Source organism: Actinomycetospora sp. NBRC 106378, assembly GCF_030269685.1.
In the GTDB taxonomy this organism is placed as follows: domain Bacteria; phylum Actinomycetota; class Actinomycetes; order Mycobacteriales; family Pseudonocardiaceae; genus Actinomycetospora.
The window spans coordinates 415,045-429,430 of sequence record NZ_BSTT01000001.1 but is presented as its reverse complement, the minus strand read 5'-3'; the positions used below and the strand labels follow the sequence as shown (position 1 = coordinate 429,430).

At 74.8% G+C, this 14,386-nt stretch carries 17 protein-coding genes; 12 read left to right on the top strand and 5 right to left on the bottom strand.

All coding sequences use genetic code 11. The features are described from left to right. The first annotated feature begins 119 nt into the window (after positions 1 to 119). The 4 genes from secY (at position 120) to QSK00_RS02035 (ending at position 3,513) form a co-directional block, all read left to right on the top strand. Complete coding sequence (gene secY, locus QSK00_RS02050) at positions 120 to 1,439, top strand: preprotein translocase subunit SecY (protein ID WP_285586944.1); 1,320 nt, start codon at positions 120 to 122, stop codon at positions 1,437 to 1,439. 102 nt (positions 1,440 to 1,541) lie between these two features. After that, complete coding sequence (locus QSK00_RS02045) at positions 1,542 to 2,099, top strand: adenylate kinase (RefSeq protein WP_285586941.1); 558 nt, start codon at positions 1,542 to 1,544, stop codon at positions 2,097 to 2,099. Between the two features lie 45 nt (positions 2,100 to 2,144). Further along, positions 2,145 to 3,005, top strand: a complete 861-nt coding sequence (map, locus tag QSK00_RS02040; protein ID WP_285586939.1) for a type I methionyl aminopeptidase — start codon at positions 2,145 to 2,147, stop codon at positions 3,003 to 3,005. Positions 3,006 to 3,063: 58 nt separating this feature from the next. Further along, positions 3,064 to 3,513 (top strand): DUF1707 SHOCT-like domain-containing protein, encoded by a 450-nt coding sequence (locus tag QSK00_RS02035; RefSeq protein WP_285586937.1) that lies wholly within the window; start codon positions 3,064 to 3,066, stop codon positions 3,511 to 3,513. A gap of 21 nt (positions 3,514 to 3,534) precedes the next feature. Here QSK00_RS02035 and QSK00_RS02030 read toward each other — a convergent pair whose 3' ends face one another. Then, on the bottom strand, positions 3,535 to 4,314 hold the full coding sequence (locus QSK00_RS02030; protein WP_285586935.1) for a 3-hydroxyacyl-CoA dehydrogenase: 780 nt from the start codon (positions 4,312 to 4,314) through the stop codon (positions 3,535 to 3,537). A gap of 320 nt (positions 4,315 to 4,634) precedes the next feature. Between QSK00_RS02030 and infA the strand changes: the two genes are divergently transcribed. The 8 genes from infA (at position 4,635) to truA (ending at position 9,473) form a co-directional block, all read left to right on the top strand. Beyond that, the gene (gene infA / locus QSK00_RS02025) at positions 4,635 to 4,856 is read left to right on the top strand and encodes a translation initiation factor IF-1 (protein ID WP_018330933.1); all 222 of its coding nucleotides are present in this window, start codon (positions 4,635 to 4,637) and stop codon (positions 4,854 to 4,856) included. A 21-nt stretch (positions 4,857 to 4,877) separates the two neighbouring features. After that, the gene (gene rpmJ / locus QSK00_RS02020; protein WP_018330934.1) at positions 4,878 to 4,991 is read left to right on the top strand and encodes a 50S ribosomal protein L36; all 114 of its coding nucleotides are present in this window, start codon (positions 4,878 to 4,880) and stop codon (positions 4,989 to 4,991) included. A gap of 162 nt (positions 4,992 to 5,153) precedes the next feature. After that, positions 5,154 to 5,534 carry a 30S ribosomal protein S13 gene (rpsM, locus tag QSK00_RS02015; protein ID WP_179795256.1) on the top strand — a complete coding sequence of 127 codons (381 nt, stop codon included), beginning with the start codon at positions 5,154 to 5,156 and terminating at the stop codon, positions 5,532 to 5,534. 30 nt (positions 5,535 to 5,564) lie between these two features. Continuing rightward, positions 5,565 to 5,975 carry a 30S ribosomal protein S11 gene (gene rpsK / locus QSK00_RS02010; RefSeq protein WP_285586925.1) on the top strand — a complete coding sequence of 137 codons (411 nt, stop codon included), beginning with the start codon at positions 5,565 to 5,567 and terminating at the stop codon, positions 5,973 to 5,975. A gap of 20 nt (positions 5,976 to 5,995) precedes the next feature. After that, complete coding sequence (gene rpsD, locus QSK00_RS02005) at positions 5,996 to 6,601, top strand: 30S ribosomal protein S4 (RefSeq protein WP_285586922.1); 606 nt, start codon at positions 5,996 to 5,998, stop codon at positions 6,599 to 6,601. 88 nt (positions 6,602 to 6,689) lie between these two features. Beyond that, a complete protein-coding gene (locus QSK00_RS02000) occupies positions 6,690 to 7,757 on the top strand; it encodes a DNA-directed RNA polymerase subunit alpha (RefSeq protein ID WP_285586919.1) in 1,068 nt (355 codons plus the stop codon). Between the two features lie 88 nt (positions 7,758 to 7,845). Continuing rightward, positions 7,846 to 8,568: a 50S ribosomal protein L17 gene (gene rplQ, locus QSK00_RS01995; RefSeq protein WP_285586917.1), complete on the top strand. Its 723-nt coding sequence runs from the start codon at positions 7,846 to 7,848 to the stop codon at positions 8,566 to 8,568. 77 nt (positions 8,569 to 8,645) lie between these two features. Further along, positions 8,646 to 9,473: a tRNA pseudouridine(38-40) synthase TruA gene (gene truA / locus QSK00_RS01990; RefSeq protein ID WP_285586913.1), complete on the top strand. Its 828-nt coding sequence runs from the start codon at positions 8,646 to 8,648 to the stop codon at positions 9,471 to 9,473. A 1-nt stretch (position 9,474) separates the two neighbouring features. Here truA and QSK00_RS01985 read toward each other — a convergent pair whose 3' ends face one another. From QSK00_RS01985 to eccD, 4 genes are read right to left on the bottom strand one after another with little or no spacing between them, the layout of a single operon-like run. Next, complete coding sequence (locus QSK00_RS01985) at positions 9,475 to 10,170, bottom strand: serine/threonine-protein kinase (protein WP_285586910.1); 696 nt, start codon at positions 10,168 to 10,170, stop codon at positions 9,475 to 9,477. Then, the gene (locus tag QSK00_RS01980) at positions 10,167 to 11,348 is read right to left on the bottom strand and encodes a type VII secretion protein EccE (RefSeq protein ID WP_285586907.1); all 1,182 of its coding nucleotides are present in this window, start codon (positions 11,346 to 11,348) and stop codon (positions 10,167 to 10,169) included. The genes QSK00_RS01985 and QSK00_RS01980 overlap by 4 nt, the downstream gene beginning before the upstream one ends. Beyond that, a complete protein-coding gene (locus tag QSK00_RS01975; RefSeq protein ID WP_285586904.1) occupies positions 11,345 to 12,679 on the bottom strand; it encodes a S8 family serine peptidase in 1,335 nt (444 codons plus the stop codon). Before QSK00_RS01975 ends, QSK00_RS01980 begins: the two co-directional genes overlap by 4 nt. Continuing rightward, complete coding sequence (eccD, locus tag QSK00_RS01970; RefSeq protein WP_285586901.1) at positions 12,676 to 14,265, bottom strand: type VII secretion integral membrane protein EccD; 1,590 nt, start codon at positions 14,263 to 14,265, stop codon at positions 12,676 to 12,678. Before eccD ends, QSK00_RS01975 begins: the two co-directional genes overlap by 4 nt. Positions 14,266 to 14,386: the final 121 nt, after the last annotated feature.

Below are 14,386 nucleotides of genomic sequence, written 5' to 3'. Positions count from 1 at the left end.
TCGGCCGAGGCCGGTCCGCGTCTCTCGGACCGCCCCGGTTCCCGGGGTGTCGGCCGCGGCGGTCGGGGTCACCCGGCCGCGCGGCGGGGCCTGCAATCGACGACCAGCTGGAGGTCCGAGTGCTCGGCCCCGTGCGGTCCGCGCTGGCGACGCCGGACCTGCGCAAGAAGATCCTGTTCACGCTCGGCATCGTCGCGGTGTACCGGTTGGGCGCCACCCTCCCGGCGCCCGGTGTCTCCTACACGAACGTGCAGGCCTGTCTGCGCCAGGTCGAGGGCGGCGACTCCCAGAGCGTCTACGCCCTGATCAACCTGTTCTCCGGCGGAGCGCTGCTCCAGCTGTCGATCTTCGCGCTGGGCATCATGCCCTACATCACCGCGAGCATCATCGTTCAGCTGCTCACCGTGGTCATCCCGCGGTTCGAGCAGTTGAAGAAGGAGGGGCAGTCCGGCCAGGGCACCCTCACGCAGTACACGCGGTACCTGACGATCGCGCTGGCGATCCTGCAGTCGACCGGCATCGTCGCGCTCGCCGACCGCGGCCAGCTCTTCCAGAACTGCGACCCGAGCCAGTTCCCGATCCTGCCGAACGCGGGCATCTTCGACCTCGCCGTGATCGTGCTCGTCATGACGGCGGGCACCGCGGTCATCATGTGGTTCGGCGAGCTGGTGACCGAGCGCGGCGTCGGCAACGGCATGTCGCTGCTGATCTTCTGCTCGATCGCCGCGCGCATCCCGGCCGAGGGCCAGCAGATCCTGTCCAGCTCCGGCGGCCTCGTGTTCGCCGTGGTCTGCGTGTTCGGCCTGGCCATCATCGCGAGCGTCGTGTTCGTCGAGCAGGGCCAGCGCCGCATCCCCGTGCAGTACGCCAAGCGCATGGTGGGCCGGCGGATGTACGGCGGGACGTCGACCTACCTCCCGCTCAAGGTCAACCAGGCCGGCGTCATCCCGGTCATCTTCGGCTCGTCACTGCTCTACCTGCCCGACCTGCTGTCGCGGCTCGTGGGCAACTCGACGTCCGGGTTCGCGGTCTTCGTGCAGAACTACCTCGCGAACCAGTCGAACCCGGTGCACATCGTCCTGTACTTCGCGCTGATCATCTTCTTCACGTACTTCTACGTCGCGATCACGTTCAACCCCGAGGAACGCGCCGACGAGATGAAGAAGTTCGGCGGCTTCATCCCGGGCATCCGGCCGGGGCGACCGACGGCCGAGTACCTGCAGTACGTGCTGTCGCGGATCACCTTGCCGGGATCGATCTACCTCGGCATCATCGCTGTCCTCCCGAACTTCTTCCTGGGCATCACGGGCCAGGGTCAGAACCAGAACTTCCCCTTCGGCGGGACCGCGGTGCTGATCATGGTCGGTGTCGGCCTCGACACCGTGAAGCAGATCGAGAGTCAGCTGATGCAGCGCAACTACGAGGGTTTCCTGCGCTGACGACCGGGTCGATCCCCGCCCTCTCGACGGGGAGCGCCGCAGGCGTCCCCCGGGCAGGATGGACGGGCGTCCGACGAGGGTCGCCGCAGAGAAGGAGTGGACATGAGGATCGTTCTGGTGGGACCGCCCGGCGCCGGGAAGGGCACGCAGGCGGCACGGCTGTCGGAGCGGCTCGGTGCTCCGCACATCTCCACCGGCGACCTCTTCCGCGACAACATGAAGAACGAGACCGAGCTCGGCAAGGAGGCCCAGCGCTACGTCGACGCGGGCGACCTGGTGCCGGACGAGGTCACGGTGGCGATGGTCAAGGACCGGCTGGCCCAGCCGGACGCCGCGGAGGGCTTCCTCCTCGACGGCTTCCCGCGCAACACCTCGCAGGCCGACGAGCTGAAGAAGGTCCTCGACGACCTCGACCAGCGGCTCGACGCGGTCCTGCTGTTCGAGGTCGACGACGAGGAACTGATCCAGCGCCTCACCGCGCGGGGGCGCTCCGACGACACCGAGGACGTCATCCGCAACCGGCAGGAGGTCTACCGCCAGCAGACCGCCCCGCTGGTCGAGTACTACCGCGACATCCTCGTGAAGGTCGACGCCATGGGCTCCGTCGACGAGGTCACCGACCGGGCGACGGACGCGTTGGCCGACGAGCCGGAGGACTGACCCGCCGTGGGCGCCGGTGGTCTCGCCGGGGGGCGACTCGCGGACGTGACCGCCGGACTCGGGCGGGTCGCCGGACGCCTGTCCGGCGGCCGGATCGGCTCGGAGATCCAGCTCAAGAGCCGCGGTGAGATCGAGGCGATGCGGGCCGCCGGCCTCGTGGTGGCCACGGCCCTGGAGCGCGTGAGCGCCGCGGCCGCGGTCGGGATGTCGACGAAGGACCTCGACGAGCTCGCCGAGACCACGATCCGCGAGGCGGGCGCGGTGCCGTCCTTCCTGGGCTACCACGGCTTCCCGGGCAGCATCTGCGCGTCGGTCAACGCGGAGGTCGTCCACGGCATCCCGGCGGCGACCACCGTCCTCGCCGACGGCGACCTGCTCTCCGTGGACTGCGGCGCGATCCTCGAGGGCTGGCACGGCGACGCGGCCGTCACCGTGCACGTCGGTGCCGTGCGCCCGGAGGACGCCGCGCTGTCGGCGGCGTGCCGGGCGTCGATGTGGGCCGGCATCGCCGAGGTCCGCCCCGGCAACCGGCTCGGCGACGTGTCCCACGCGATCGAGGGCGAGGTGGCACGGCACCGGCGGCCGGACGGCGGACCGTTCGGGATCGTCGCCGACTACGGCGGCCACGGCATCGGCACCGAGATGCACATGGAGCCGTTCCTGCCGAACGTCGGCCGCGCCGGCACCGGGCTGCGCCTGCGGGAGGGGATGGTGCTCGCGGTCGAGCCGATGCTCACCGCAGGCGACCCGGAGACCGACGAGCTCGACGACGAGTGGACCGTGGTCACGCTCGACGGCGGGCGGGCCGCCCACTGGGAGCACACGGTGGCGGTCACGGACCACGGCCCCTGGGTCCTGACGGCCGCCGCGGAGACCGAGTCCGATGGTAACGGCGCAGACGGATAGCTGAACTCTCCGCTATCTGGGTACTCTCCCGGTAGGACGAACGACCGGGGAGGCCGTCATGACGGAGCAGGGCGCGGTACGGGTGTCGGACGCCGAGCGCGAGCAGGTCGCGGAACGGCTCGTCGCGGCGCACGGCGAGGGCCGGTTGACCCTCGCCGAGTACGACGAGCGTGTCCGGGCCGCGCACGCCGCCGTCGTCCGGGACGACCTCACGCCGCTGCTCGCCGACCTGCCGCGGTCGGCGGCCCCGGCGCGACCCGCCCCGACCCGCCGTCGGGAACCGGCGCTCCCGGCGATGCCGATGGCCCCGCCGGGGCCGTGCGGCTCCGGTCGGGGCGCGGTCGCGGTCTGGGCGACGGTGAGCCTGGTCAACGTGGTGATCTGGCTGGCGGTCTCGGTCGGGACCGCGGCCGTCGTGTACCCGTGGTGGATCTGGGTGGCCGGCCCGTGGGGCGTGGCGCTCGCCCTCGGGGGACTCGGCCGGGCGACGGTCCGCCCCCGCGCGTAGCGGGGACGGACGGGGCCGCCGCTACTTCGGCGCCATCCGGATCGCGCCGTCGAGCCGGATCGTCTCGCCGTTGAGCATCGGGTTCTCGACGATGTGCGCGGCGAGCGCGGCGTACTCGGTCGGGTCGCCCAGACGCGACGGGTGCGGGACCTGGGCGCCGAGCGAGTCGATGTGCTCCTGCGGCAGGGTGGCGAACAGCGGGGTGTGGAACAGCCCGGGAGCGATCGTGCAGACCCGGATGCCGAGCGAGGCGAGGTCCCGGGCGATCGGCAGCGTCATCCCGACGATGCCGCCCTTGGAGGCCGAGTAGGCCGCCTGGCCGATCTGGCCGTCGAAGGCCGCCACCGAGGCGGTGTTGACGATGACCCCGCGGTCGCCGGTGTCCACGCCGGGGTCGGTGAGCGACCCGTTCTCGCTCATGGCCTGGGCGGCCAGCCGGATGACGTTGAACGTGCCGACCAGGTTCACGGTCAGCACCCGCGTGAAGTCCTCGAGCGGGAACGGGCCCTTGCGGCCCGCCGTGCGGTGCGCACTCCCGATGCCCGCGCAGTTGATCGCGACGCGCAGCGTGCCCAGCCCGGCCGCGGCGTCGATCGCCGCGGTGACCTGCTCCGGGTCGGTGACGTCCGCGGGCGCGAACACCGCCCGCTCCCCGAGGCCCGAGGCGACGTCGGCGCCCGCCGAGGACGGCAGGTCGACGATCACCACCGACGCACCCTGCGCGTGCAGCTTCTCCACGGTCGCCCGGCCGAGGCCGGACGCCCCTCCGGTCACCAGTGCGACGACACCCTCGACGTCCACGTGCTCCTCCTCGATGCTCGGGTGGTCGACATCGTGTCGTCGGGCCGAGAAACGGTCAATGCTGACTCCTCGGCCGGCGGGGACACCCGGCCACCGGGGCCCCGACACGCCCCGCGTACACTGAGGAGCTGGTGCGCGTGTCGTGCCGTTCCTCACGAGCCTGATCGGGCCGGTGCGGTCCGGCACCTCGTCACGCACCCGATCCGCCACGCACCCGCGTGGCGGTGGCACGGCGGGACGACGAAGCCGCCGCGGTGAGTGCGTGCCCCGGACCGTACCGGGAGACGCGGGATCCACGGCGGCGCGAGAGTGCGGAGGACATGGCGAAGAAGGACGGCGCCATCGAGGTCGAGGGCCGGGTCGTCGAGCCCCTGCCCAACGCGATGTTCCGGGTCGAGCTCGAGAACGGGCACAAGGTCCTGGCGCACATCAGCGGCAAGATGCGGCAGCACTACATCCGAATCCTCCCCGAGGACAAGGTCGTGGTCGAGCTCTCGCCGTACGACCTGTCGCGCGGTCGCATCGTCTACCGCTACAAGTAACCAGGCAGCGAGGACGAGATCGTGAAGGTCCAGCCGAGCGTCAAGCGAATCTGCGCGAAGTGCCAGGTGGTCCGCCGTCACGGGCGGGTCATGGTCATCTGCGACAACCTGCGTCACAAGCAGCGCCAGGGCTGACGCCCACGCACCCGGGTCCGCCCGGGTGAGCACACCCCCGTACCTACGCCGGCACAGTCCCGGCGGAACCACCCCCGGCGGGAGGCCGGGGCCCGACGACAGCGGTCGTCGGGACGGACGGGGAACCAGACCTCCCGAACGACACGAGGAGTACGTCGCCACATGGCACGCATTTCCGGCGTCGACCTCCCCCGCGAGAAGCGGATGGAGATCGCGCTGACCTACATCTTCGGGATCGGCCGCAGCCGGTCGAAGGAGATCCTCCGCGAGACGGGCATCGACCCGGACCTGCGGAGCAAGGACCTGAGCGACTCGGACGCCGCGGCGATCCGTTCGTTCATCGAGCAGAACCTCCGGGTCGAGGGTGACCTGCGTCGTGAGGTCCAGGCGGACATCCGGCGCAAGGTCGAGATCGGCAGCTACCAGGGCCTGCGTCACCGGCGGAACCTCCCGGTCCACGGCCAGCGGACGAAGACCAACGCCCGCTCGCGCAAGGGTCCGAAGAAGACCGTCGCCGGCAAGAAGAAGGCCACCCGCAAGTAGGCGGGGCCCGATCACCTCAGGAGTTTTTGCATGCCACCCAGGACTCGTACCGGCGCCGCGGGCGCCAAGAAGGTGCGCCGCCGGGAGAAGAAGAACATCTCCCAGGGCCAGGCCCACATCAAGAGCACCTTCAACAACACCATCGTCTCGATCACCGACCCGACCGGTGCGGTGATCGCGTGGGCCTCCGCCGGCCACGTCGGCTTCAAGGGCTCGCGCAAGTCGACGCCGTTCGCCGCCCAGATGGCCGCCGAGAACGCGGCCCGCAAGGCGGCCGAGCACGGCATGAAGAAGGTCGACGTCTTCGTCAAGGGCCCGGGGTCCGGTCGTGAGACCGCGATCCGTTCGCTGCAGGCCGCGGGCCTCGAGGTCGGGACCATCTCCGACGTCACGCCCCAGCCGCACAACGGCTGCCGCCCGCCCAAGCGGCGCCGGGTCTAGGGCGAGAGGAGAGAAGAGAGATGGCTCGCTACACCGGTCCCGTCACCCGTAAGTCCCGTCGCCTCAAGGTCGACCTCGTCGGCGGCGACAAGTCCTTCGAGCGCCGCCCGTACCCCCCGGGGCAGCACGGTCGGATCCGCATCAAGGAATCCGAGTACCTCATGCAGATCCAGGAGAAGCAGAAGGTCCGCTTCACCTACGGGGTCCTCGAGAAGCAGATGCGCAAGTACTACGAGGAGGCGAACCGTCGCGAGGGCAAGACCGGCGACGAGTTCCTGCGCCTGCTCGAGTCGCGCCTCGACTCGGTCGTCTACCGCGCCGGCCTGGCCCGCACCCGTCGTGCGGCCCGCCAGCTGGTCGGGCACGGCCACTTCCTGGTCAACGGCCAGAAGGTGGACGTCCCCAGCTTCCGGGTGACGCAGTACGACATCATCGACGTCCGCGACAAGTCGCGGAACATGCTGCCCTTCGTGGACGCGAAGGAGTCGTTCGGCGACCGCCCGGTCCCCGGCTGGCTCCAGGTCGTCCCGGAGACGCTGCGCATCTTCGTGCACCAGCTGCCCGAGCGGGCGCAGATCGACACGCCCGTGTCCGAGCAGCTGATCGTCGAGTTCTACTCGAAGTAGCACGACCGGCCCGACCCGGCGATCCTGCCGGGTCGGGCTCCCCGTTCGGCATCAAATAGCGGATGCCCGAGCATCGGAAGGAAAGACCTTGCTGATCTCCCAGCGCCCGGCCCTCTCGGAGGAGCCGGTCGACGAGACCCGGTCGCGGTTCATCATCGAGCCGCTCGAGCCGGGCTTCGGCTACACCCTCGGCAACTCGCTGCGGCGGACCCTGCTGTCGTCCATCCCGGGCGCGGCCGTGACCTCGATCCGGGTCGACGGGGTCCTCCACGAGTTCACCACCGTCCCGGGGGTGAAGGAGGACGTCACCGACATCATCCTGAACCTCAAGGAGCTCGTCGTGAGCTCCGAGGAGGACGAGCCGGCGACGATGTACCTGCGCAAGCAGGGCCCGGGCACGGTGACGGCGGGGGACATCGTCCCGCCCGCCGGCGTGACCGTGCACAACCCGGACCTCCACATCGCGACCCTGAACGACCAGGGCCGCCTCGAGGTCGAGCTGGTGGTGGAGCGTGGCCGCGGTTACGTCCCCGCCGCCCAGAACAAGGCCTCCGGCGCCGAGATCGGCCGCATCCCGGTCGACTCGATCTACTCGCCGGTGATGAAGGTCAGCTACAAGGTCGAGGCGACCCGCGTCGAGCAGCGCACCGACTTCGACAAGCTGATCCTCGACGTCGAGACCAAGCCCTCGATCACCCCGCGCGACGCCATCGCGTCCGCCGGCCGCACGCTCGTCGAGCTGTTCGGTCTGGCCCGCGAGCTCAACGTCGACGCGGAGGGCATCGAGATCGGGCCCTCGCCCGCCGAGGCCGACTCGATCGCCGCGTTCGCGATGCCCATCGAGGACCTCGACCTCACGGTCCGGTCCTACAACTGCCTCAAGCGGGAGGGCATCCACACGGTCGGCGAGCTCGTCGGCCGCTCGGAGGCCGACCTGTTGGACATCCGCAACTTCGGTGCGAAGTCCATCGACGAGGTCAAGATGAAGCTGGCCGGCCTCGGGCTGGCCCTGAAGGACAGCCCGCCCGGGTTCGACCCGAGCGCGGCCGCGTCCGACTACCCGTCGGAGGGCTACGAGTCCTACGGCGAGGGCGGCGGGTACGGGTCGTTCGGCAACGACGACGGCCAGGACTACGCCGAGACCGAGCAGCTCTAGTTCACGCGAGAGCTCTGACGTACTGCCCCCTCCCCGGGCCCTCGCCGAGGGCCCGGGGAGGAAAGGCGCCTGAGACAGGAGCACGAGAATGCCCCAGCCCACCAAGGGCCCCCGCCTCGGCGGATCCCCCGCGCACCAGAAGCTGATGCTGGCCAACCTGGCCACGTCGCTCTTCACGCACGGCCGGATCCACACCACGCGCGCCAAGGCCGAGCGCCTGCGCCCGTACGCCGAGCGCCTCATCACGAAGGCGAAGAAGGGCGACCTCCACAACCGTCGCGAGATCTCCACGGTGATCCGCGACAAGGACGTCGTGCACCGCCTGATCGCCGAGATCGGGCCGTTCTTCGCCGACCGTCCCGGTGGCTACACGCGCATCATCAAGACGCTGCCGCGCAAGGGCGACAACGCTCCGATGGCGATCATCGAGCTGGTCAACGAGAAGCTGGCCTCGACCGAGGCGTCGGCGGCCACCCGCTCGGCAGCATCGCGGCAGACCGAGGTCGGCGGCGCGGCCACCGGCGCGGCCGCCACCGCGGCGACGATCGCCGCCGCGGAGTCGGACGACACCACCGCCGACGGTGCGGCGGCCGAGGAGGCCGTGGGCACCGACGCCGACACCCCGGTGCTGGCCGAGGAGGCCACCACGGCCGAGGCGACGACCACCGAGGTCGGCGGCGGATCCGGGGCGACCACCGACACGGCGTCGTCCACGGACACCGAGGCCGACGAGGTCCCGGAGCCCATGGCGGAGAACGCCGCGGACGCCGCGGGTCTCTCGACCGACGACACCAAGAAGGACGAGTCCTGACCGGACCCGCTCCCGAGCACGACCACCCCGGGCCCGCCGTCGACCACGACGGCGGGCCCGGGGCGTCTCCGGCCCCGGTGCGGCTGCGGCTCGACCTGGCCTACGACGGCACCGACTTCGCCGGGTGGGCCCGACAGCCGGAGCTGCGGACCGTCCAGGGCGTGCTCGAGGAGACTCTGACGACCCTCGCCCGGCAGCCGGTGGCGCTCACCGTCGCGGGCCGCACCGACGCCGGCGTGCACGCCGACGCGCAGGTCGTGCACACCGACGTGGTGCCCGGCAACGCCCTGCTCGCGGACGGGGGCACCGTCCCCGACGGCCTGGTGCGTCGCCTCGCCCGCATGCTCCCGCCCGACGTCCGCGTCCACCGTGCGGCCGTCGCCCCCGGCGGGTTCGACGCCCGCTTCTCCGCCGTCCGCCGGCACTACGCCTACCGCGTCTGCACCGCCCCGTCCGGCCCGGAGCCGCTGCGCGCCCGCGACACCCTGCGCTGGCCGCGCCCGCTGGACGTCGCGGCGATGGGGGCGGCGAGCCGGTCACTGCTCGGTGAGCACGACTTCGCCGCGTTCTGCCGCCCCCGCGCCGGTGCCACCACGATCCGCGAGCTGCAGCACCTGACGTGGCACCCGCTCGACGGCGAGCGCGACGTCGTCGAGGCACGGCTGTCGGCCGACGCCTTCTGCCACTCCATGGTGCGCTCGCTGGTCGGCGCCCTGCTCGCGGTCGGCGAGGGACGCCGACCCGTGGACTGGCCGGCGTCGCTGCTCACGGCGGCCCGCCGCTCGTCGGAGATCCATGTCGTGGCGGCCCACGGGCTGCGGCTCGTCGGGGTCGACTATCCCGACGACGGTGCGCTCGCCGCGCGGGCGACCGCCACCCGCGCGGTGCGCACGCTCGACCGCTGACTCAGGCGCGGCGCACGGGCCCCAGGAGCGCGCTCTCCCGGTCGGCGGTCACGAGGTCGAGCCGGCGCCAGAGGTTGCGGCCGAGTGCGACGACGCCGTGGTCCGGCAGCGTCCGCAGGGTCTCGGCCATCGGGTCGGTCAGCCGCCACAGCCGGGTCGCGAGGTCGGCCTCCTGCGGTGGCATCCGGCCGAGGAGCACGACGTCGGCGTCGTCCGCGGCGTCGGCGACGGCCGGGGTGAGCGAGGGCAGGACCAGCAGCGCGGTACGCCACGGGGCGGCGGTGGCACCCGGCCCCACCGGGGCGGCGCCGCGGTCCCGCACGGTCAGCAGGGTGTCGGTGTCGCCGGGGGTCCGCTCGTCCGGGTCCGCGAGGTCGACGTCCGCCCCGACGCGGACACGGTCGGGGTCGTCGGCGGCCCGCGCGATCGGCTCCCAGGCCGCCGCCCGCCCCGTGGTGACGGCGAGGCGTGCGCCCTGGGCGACGGTCCGCAGCGCGATCTGCCGCGCGAGGTGGAACGCCCCGAGGACGACGATGCGGGTCCCGACGGGGCGCAGCACCGCGAGGCTCACCGGCTCCCCGGCCGCGTCGGCGCCGAGCACCACCCCGGCGGGCGTCACGGGCGCGCGGACCCCGCCGAGGGAGTCGACCGGGCGCCGCAGCGTCGGAGGACGCCGGGCGGGCGCGCGGCGGGTCATCGGGCTCCGCCGACGGGCAGGGTGGCGCGCAGGCCGGACGACTGCCGGCCGTGCAGCGGGTCCAGGTGCACGCCGCGGGCCCGGGCGGCGGCGACGAGCCCGCGGCCGGCGGTGACGACGTCGGTCGGCCCGAGCCCGGTGACCCGGACGTGCAGGTCCAGGCCCACCTCGGCGGGGTCGTCCTCGGCGACGAGGGCGAGGGCGACCGTGGACACCGCGTCCGGCGCGACGAGGGCGTCGAGGTCGAACGCCTCCGGCAGCGCGGCCGCCGACCAGGTGGCGTGCCCGACCTCCCCGAGCACCACGGCGTCCCAGCGCTCCTGCACGCCGCCCGGCGTGCGGTCGAGGTCGGTGCCGGCCGCGACGGCGACCGCCTCCCGGACCCCGACGCCGTCGAGCGGGCGGACCGGCACGCCGTGGTCGGCGAGGACCCGGCCGATCCGGGCGAGGGAGCCGACGAGCGCCCGGCGCGCCCCGAGCACCCCGCCGCCCCGCGCGGTCACCGCCTCGGGACAGCGCTGCGGGTCGAAGCGCACCACCAGCCACGTGCTCCGGTGCGCGGCGTCGGACAGCGGGCCGAGGACCTCGCGGTGCGCGTCGCGGGCGGGTCCCGTGGGCGCGCCCGGCCGCACGTGCCGCACCACCGTCACGGCGTCGACGACGACGCCGCGGTCGGACAACGTGCCCGCCAGTGCCCCGACCGGCAGACCACCGGGTCCGCCGCCGACCCCGTCCTCTCCGCCGGCCCCGCCGTCGGGCGGGTCGAGCAGCAACGGCAGGCCGTCGGTCTCGGGCACGAGGACGGCGCTCCACGCACCGTCCTCCCCGCCGAGCAGCGCGATCGCGCGGCCGTCGTGGTCGACGGTGTCGACGACGACGAGCGGGCCCACCGCCGCGTCGACGGCGGGCAGCCCCACCCCCTCGTCGGGATCGGAGCCGGGGACCTCGCGCGGTCGGGCGCGGTGGCGGAGCGCGAGGACCGCCCACGTCCCGAGCAGCTCACCGCGCACCCGGACGAGACCGGCGACGAGGGCCAGGGAGAGGACCACCCCGGCGACGGGGAGACCGGCACCGAGCGCGAGCAGCCCCAGGGCGGACGCGAGCCCGACCTGGGCGAGCAGCACCCCGGTCAGGGGTAACGGACCGAGCGTCGGCTCCCCGGTCCGCGGTCCGCTCACGACCGCCTCCGCCGCCGGACCACGACCCCGACGACCCCGGCGAGCACCGCGACGAGCACGGCGAGGCCGACGACGGCCGCCCTCCCCGTGCCCCCACCCGCGACCGGCGCGGACACGGGTGCGGGCTCCGCTGGGCGGGCACCGGCGAGGGCCGCCGCGACGTCGAGGGCGCCGGTGCCGACGGCGGCGGGCGCCGCCCCGGCGACCGGCGCCGCGGTGCCGCGCAGGCGCGCGACGACCTCGGCGGCGGACAGCGTGGGGAAGCGGGCCCGCAGCAGTGCCGCCGCGCCCGCGACCCGCGCGGCGGCGAAGCTCGTCCCGACGACGGGCGCGGGCGCCGATCCCGGCAACGTCAGGTCGGCGGTGAGCCCGGCGCTCCGGGCGTCGAGCGCGGCGGGGACCCGGCCGGGCGCCGCGAGCCCGACCCACGGCCCGGCCAACGAGGCGCGGTCCGGCGTGCCGTCGTCGTCGAGGGCGCCGACGGTCAGCACCTCGGTCGGGTCGACGCCGAACCACGCGGGGACCGGCACGGTGACCACCCGCTGCGCCGCCGACGCCGGGTCGTTCGCCGGGCAGGCGGGCCCGACGTTGCCGGCCGCCGCCACGACCACCACGTCGCGGGCGACGGCGTCGCGGATCGCGGCCCGCAGGGCCCCGACGGCGGGTCCGGTCCCGCCGACGAGGGCTGCGCCCGGTCGGCAGGCGGCGACCGCGAGGGTCAGCACGCGCACGCCCGGGACCGCGACGGCCGCGCGGACCGCCCGGGCGAGGACGGCCTCGTCGCCGGCCCCGCCGGTGGCGGTGCGGGACCAGGCGGTGTCGGCGCGCACGGCGAGGACGCGGGCGCCGGGGGCGACCCCCACGACGCCGTCGTCGGCCCCGGGTGCCGCGGCCACGATCCCCGCGACGGCCGTGCCGTGCCCGTCGCAGTCGTCCTCGGCGGAGCCGCCGGCCACGAAGTCACCGCCGTCGACCACGCCGCCCGCGAGCCGCGGGTGGGCGGCCACCCCGGAGTCGACGACCGCGACGAGCACGCCCCGCCCGCTCGCGCCCGGCACGGCGTCGGGTTCGGGGGTGAGGGCGTCGAACGGGTCGGGCGCCACCCCGGCCGGGCAGGGGCCGAGGGACGTCAGCCCGGGCAGGGCGTCGGGGGCGCGTGGCAGCGCCGCGAGCGCGGCCGGGTCGGCGGCGGGCGGGGCGGGCGGCGCGACCGGGGTCGCCGTCCCGACGGCGGGTGCGGCGGCGACCGGGAGCCCCGGCGCGAGCAGACCCAGCGACCCTGCGGTCAGGACGACGGCGAGCACCGCGCGCCTGCGGCCCGTCGGGGTCACAGCAGCCGCACCACGGCGAACAGGTCGGCGACGGCGCAGGCCAACGGGACGACCGCGGCGATCGCGACGCCCTCGGCGAGGTCCACCGCGCGCCGGACACCGGGGGAGGCCCGTCGCCGCGGGCCGACCGCGCCGAGGAGCACCACCGCCGCGCCGAGCACCGCCGCCGCGAGGCCGATCCCGAGGCGACCGGCGCCGGGCGGGGCGGCGGCCACGGCGCCGACGCCGATCCCGCCGGCCGCGACGATCGCCCCGGAGAGCAGGACCGCGGCGGGCGCGGCGTGGGCGTAGCTGCGCGAACGGAGCGCGGCGAGCACGACGAGCAGTGCCCCGAGCACGGCGCCGACGGTGCCGCGCCAGCCGGGTGCCGGCGCGAGGCCGAGGACCGCCACGGCCACGACCAGGACCGCCACCGTGCCCGCCGCGAGCCCGGTGAGCAGGGCGTGGGCCCGCTCCGCCCGCCGATCCAGCGCCGCCGCGTCGCCCGGGGGGTCGTCGGGGGCACCGCTCCCCGCGCCGCCGTCGCCGTCCCTGGTGGACAGCGGGACCTCGGGCAGCGGCAGCCGCGCGAGCAGGACGGCCAGCCGGGGGAGCAGCGACAGCACGACCAGGGCCAGCGCGCCGGCGCCGGCCGCGACCGCGGCGGGCTCGACCGGGCCCGCGCCGCGCGCCGCCGTGACCGCGCCCGCGACCGTGGTGACGGCGCCGGTCACGGTGCCGAGCACGGCCGCCGTCGCGAACCCGGTGCCGACCGCGAGCGCGACCCGGTCGAGGCGCGACGCGGCGAGCAGGACGGTGCCGGCCGCGACCAGGGCGAGCGCCGACGCGACGAGCAGGTGGGCGCCGCCGAGCCCCGACGTGAGCGGGGCCCCGTCGGGACCGGGGACGAGAGCGAGGCCGCAGACCGCCGCGGCGGCGCTCGCAAGGCCGACGAGCACGGCCGCCGGACCCGGGCGCCGGGCCGCGCGTGGCGCCGTCACGGCCAGCGCGATCCCGGCGAGGGCGACCAGCGCCGCCGCCACGGCGGTGACCGCACCGGACGCCGTGCCCGGCCCGCGTCCGGCGGCGAGCAGGGCCCCGAGCAGCGTCGCCCCCGCGACCACGCCGCCGAGCAGGCCGAAGCGGTGCGCCCACCCGGCGTCCCAGACCCGACCGCCGCTGCGGGACTCGGCGAGGGCGTCGACGACGTCGTCGTAGAGCGGGGCCGGGGCGGCGTCCTCGCGGCGGCGCAGGACGAGCTGGTCGCCGTCGAGGACCTCGAGCTCGTCGAGGGTGAGGCGGGGGTCGGCCGGGGCACGACCCAGCGGCGCCAGCGTCCAGCCGGTGGCGCCCGCCCGGTCGGCGCTGCGGACGGGCGGGTGGCTCCAGGTGGTCGGGGCGGGCCGGACGACGTCGGCGTCGGTCAGCTCGACCAGCACCGGCAGCAGTTCGCCGACCGGGACGTCGCCCGGCAGCGCCAGGTCGGCGCGCGTGGTGGGGGCGAGCACCGACACCCGGGTGACCGTGGCGGGGGGTTCGGGCAGGGCCGGGACGGGCGCCTCCTCCCGCCGGACGGGTGCCGTCGTCCGGCCGTTGCCGGTGCTCACCCGGGCCACCCCCGTTCGTCCCCGCTGCGTCGTTCCGGCCCCGATCGGATGATCGGCTCCCTAGTATGGCCAGCGCACCGACCCGCGGTGGGGCGAACACGGAGATCCGCACGGGCCGGCC

What these genes read in the sequence shown, in the direction of transcription:
- infA (WP_018330933.1), top strand. Translation starts at nt 4,635, where the DNA reads ATGGCGAAGAAGGACGGCGCCATCGAGGTCGAGGGCCGGGTCGTCGAG.
- QSK00_RS01985 (WP_285586910.1), bottom strand. Translation starts at nt 10,170, where the DNA reads ATGACCCGCCGCGCGCCCGCCCGGCGTCCTCCGACGCTGCGGCGCCCG.
- rpsM (WP_179795256.1), top strand. Translation starts at nt 5,154, where the DNA reads ATGGCACGCATTTCCGGCGTCGACCTCCCCCGCGAGAAGCGGATGGAG.
- QSK00_RS02035 (WP_285586937.1), top strand. Translation starts at nt 3,064, where the DNA reads ATGACGGAGCAGGGCGCGGTACGGGTGTCGGACGCCGAGCGCGAGCAG.
- rpsK (WP_285586925.1), top strand. Translation starts at nt 5,565, where the DNA reads ATGCCACCCAGGACTCGTACCGGCGCCGCGGGCGCCAAGAAGGTGCGC.
- rpsD (WP_285586922.1), top strand. Translation starts at nt 5,996, where the DNA reads ATGGCTCGCTACACCGGTCCCGTCACCCGTAAGTCCCGTCGCCTCAAG.
- rplQ (WP_285586917.1), top strand. Translation starts at nt 7,846, where the DNA reads ATGCCCCAGCCCACCAAGGGCCCCCGCCTCGGCGGATCCCCCGCGCAC.
- QSK00_RS02045 (WP_285586941.1), top strand. Translation starts at nt 1,542, where the DNA reads ATGAGGATCGTTCTGGTGGGACCGCCCGGCGCCGGGAAGGGCACGCAG.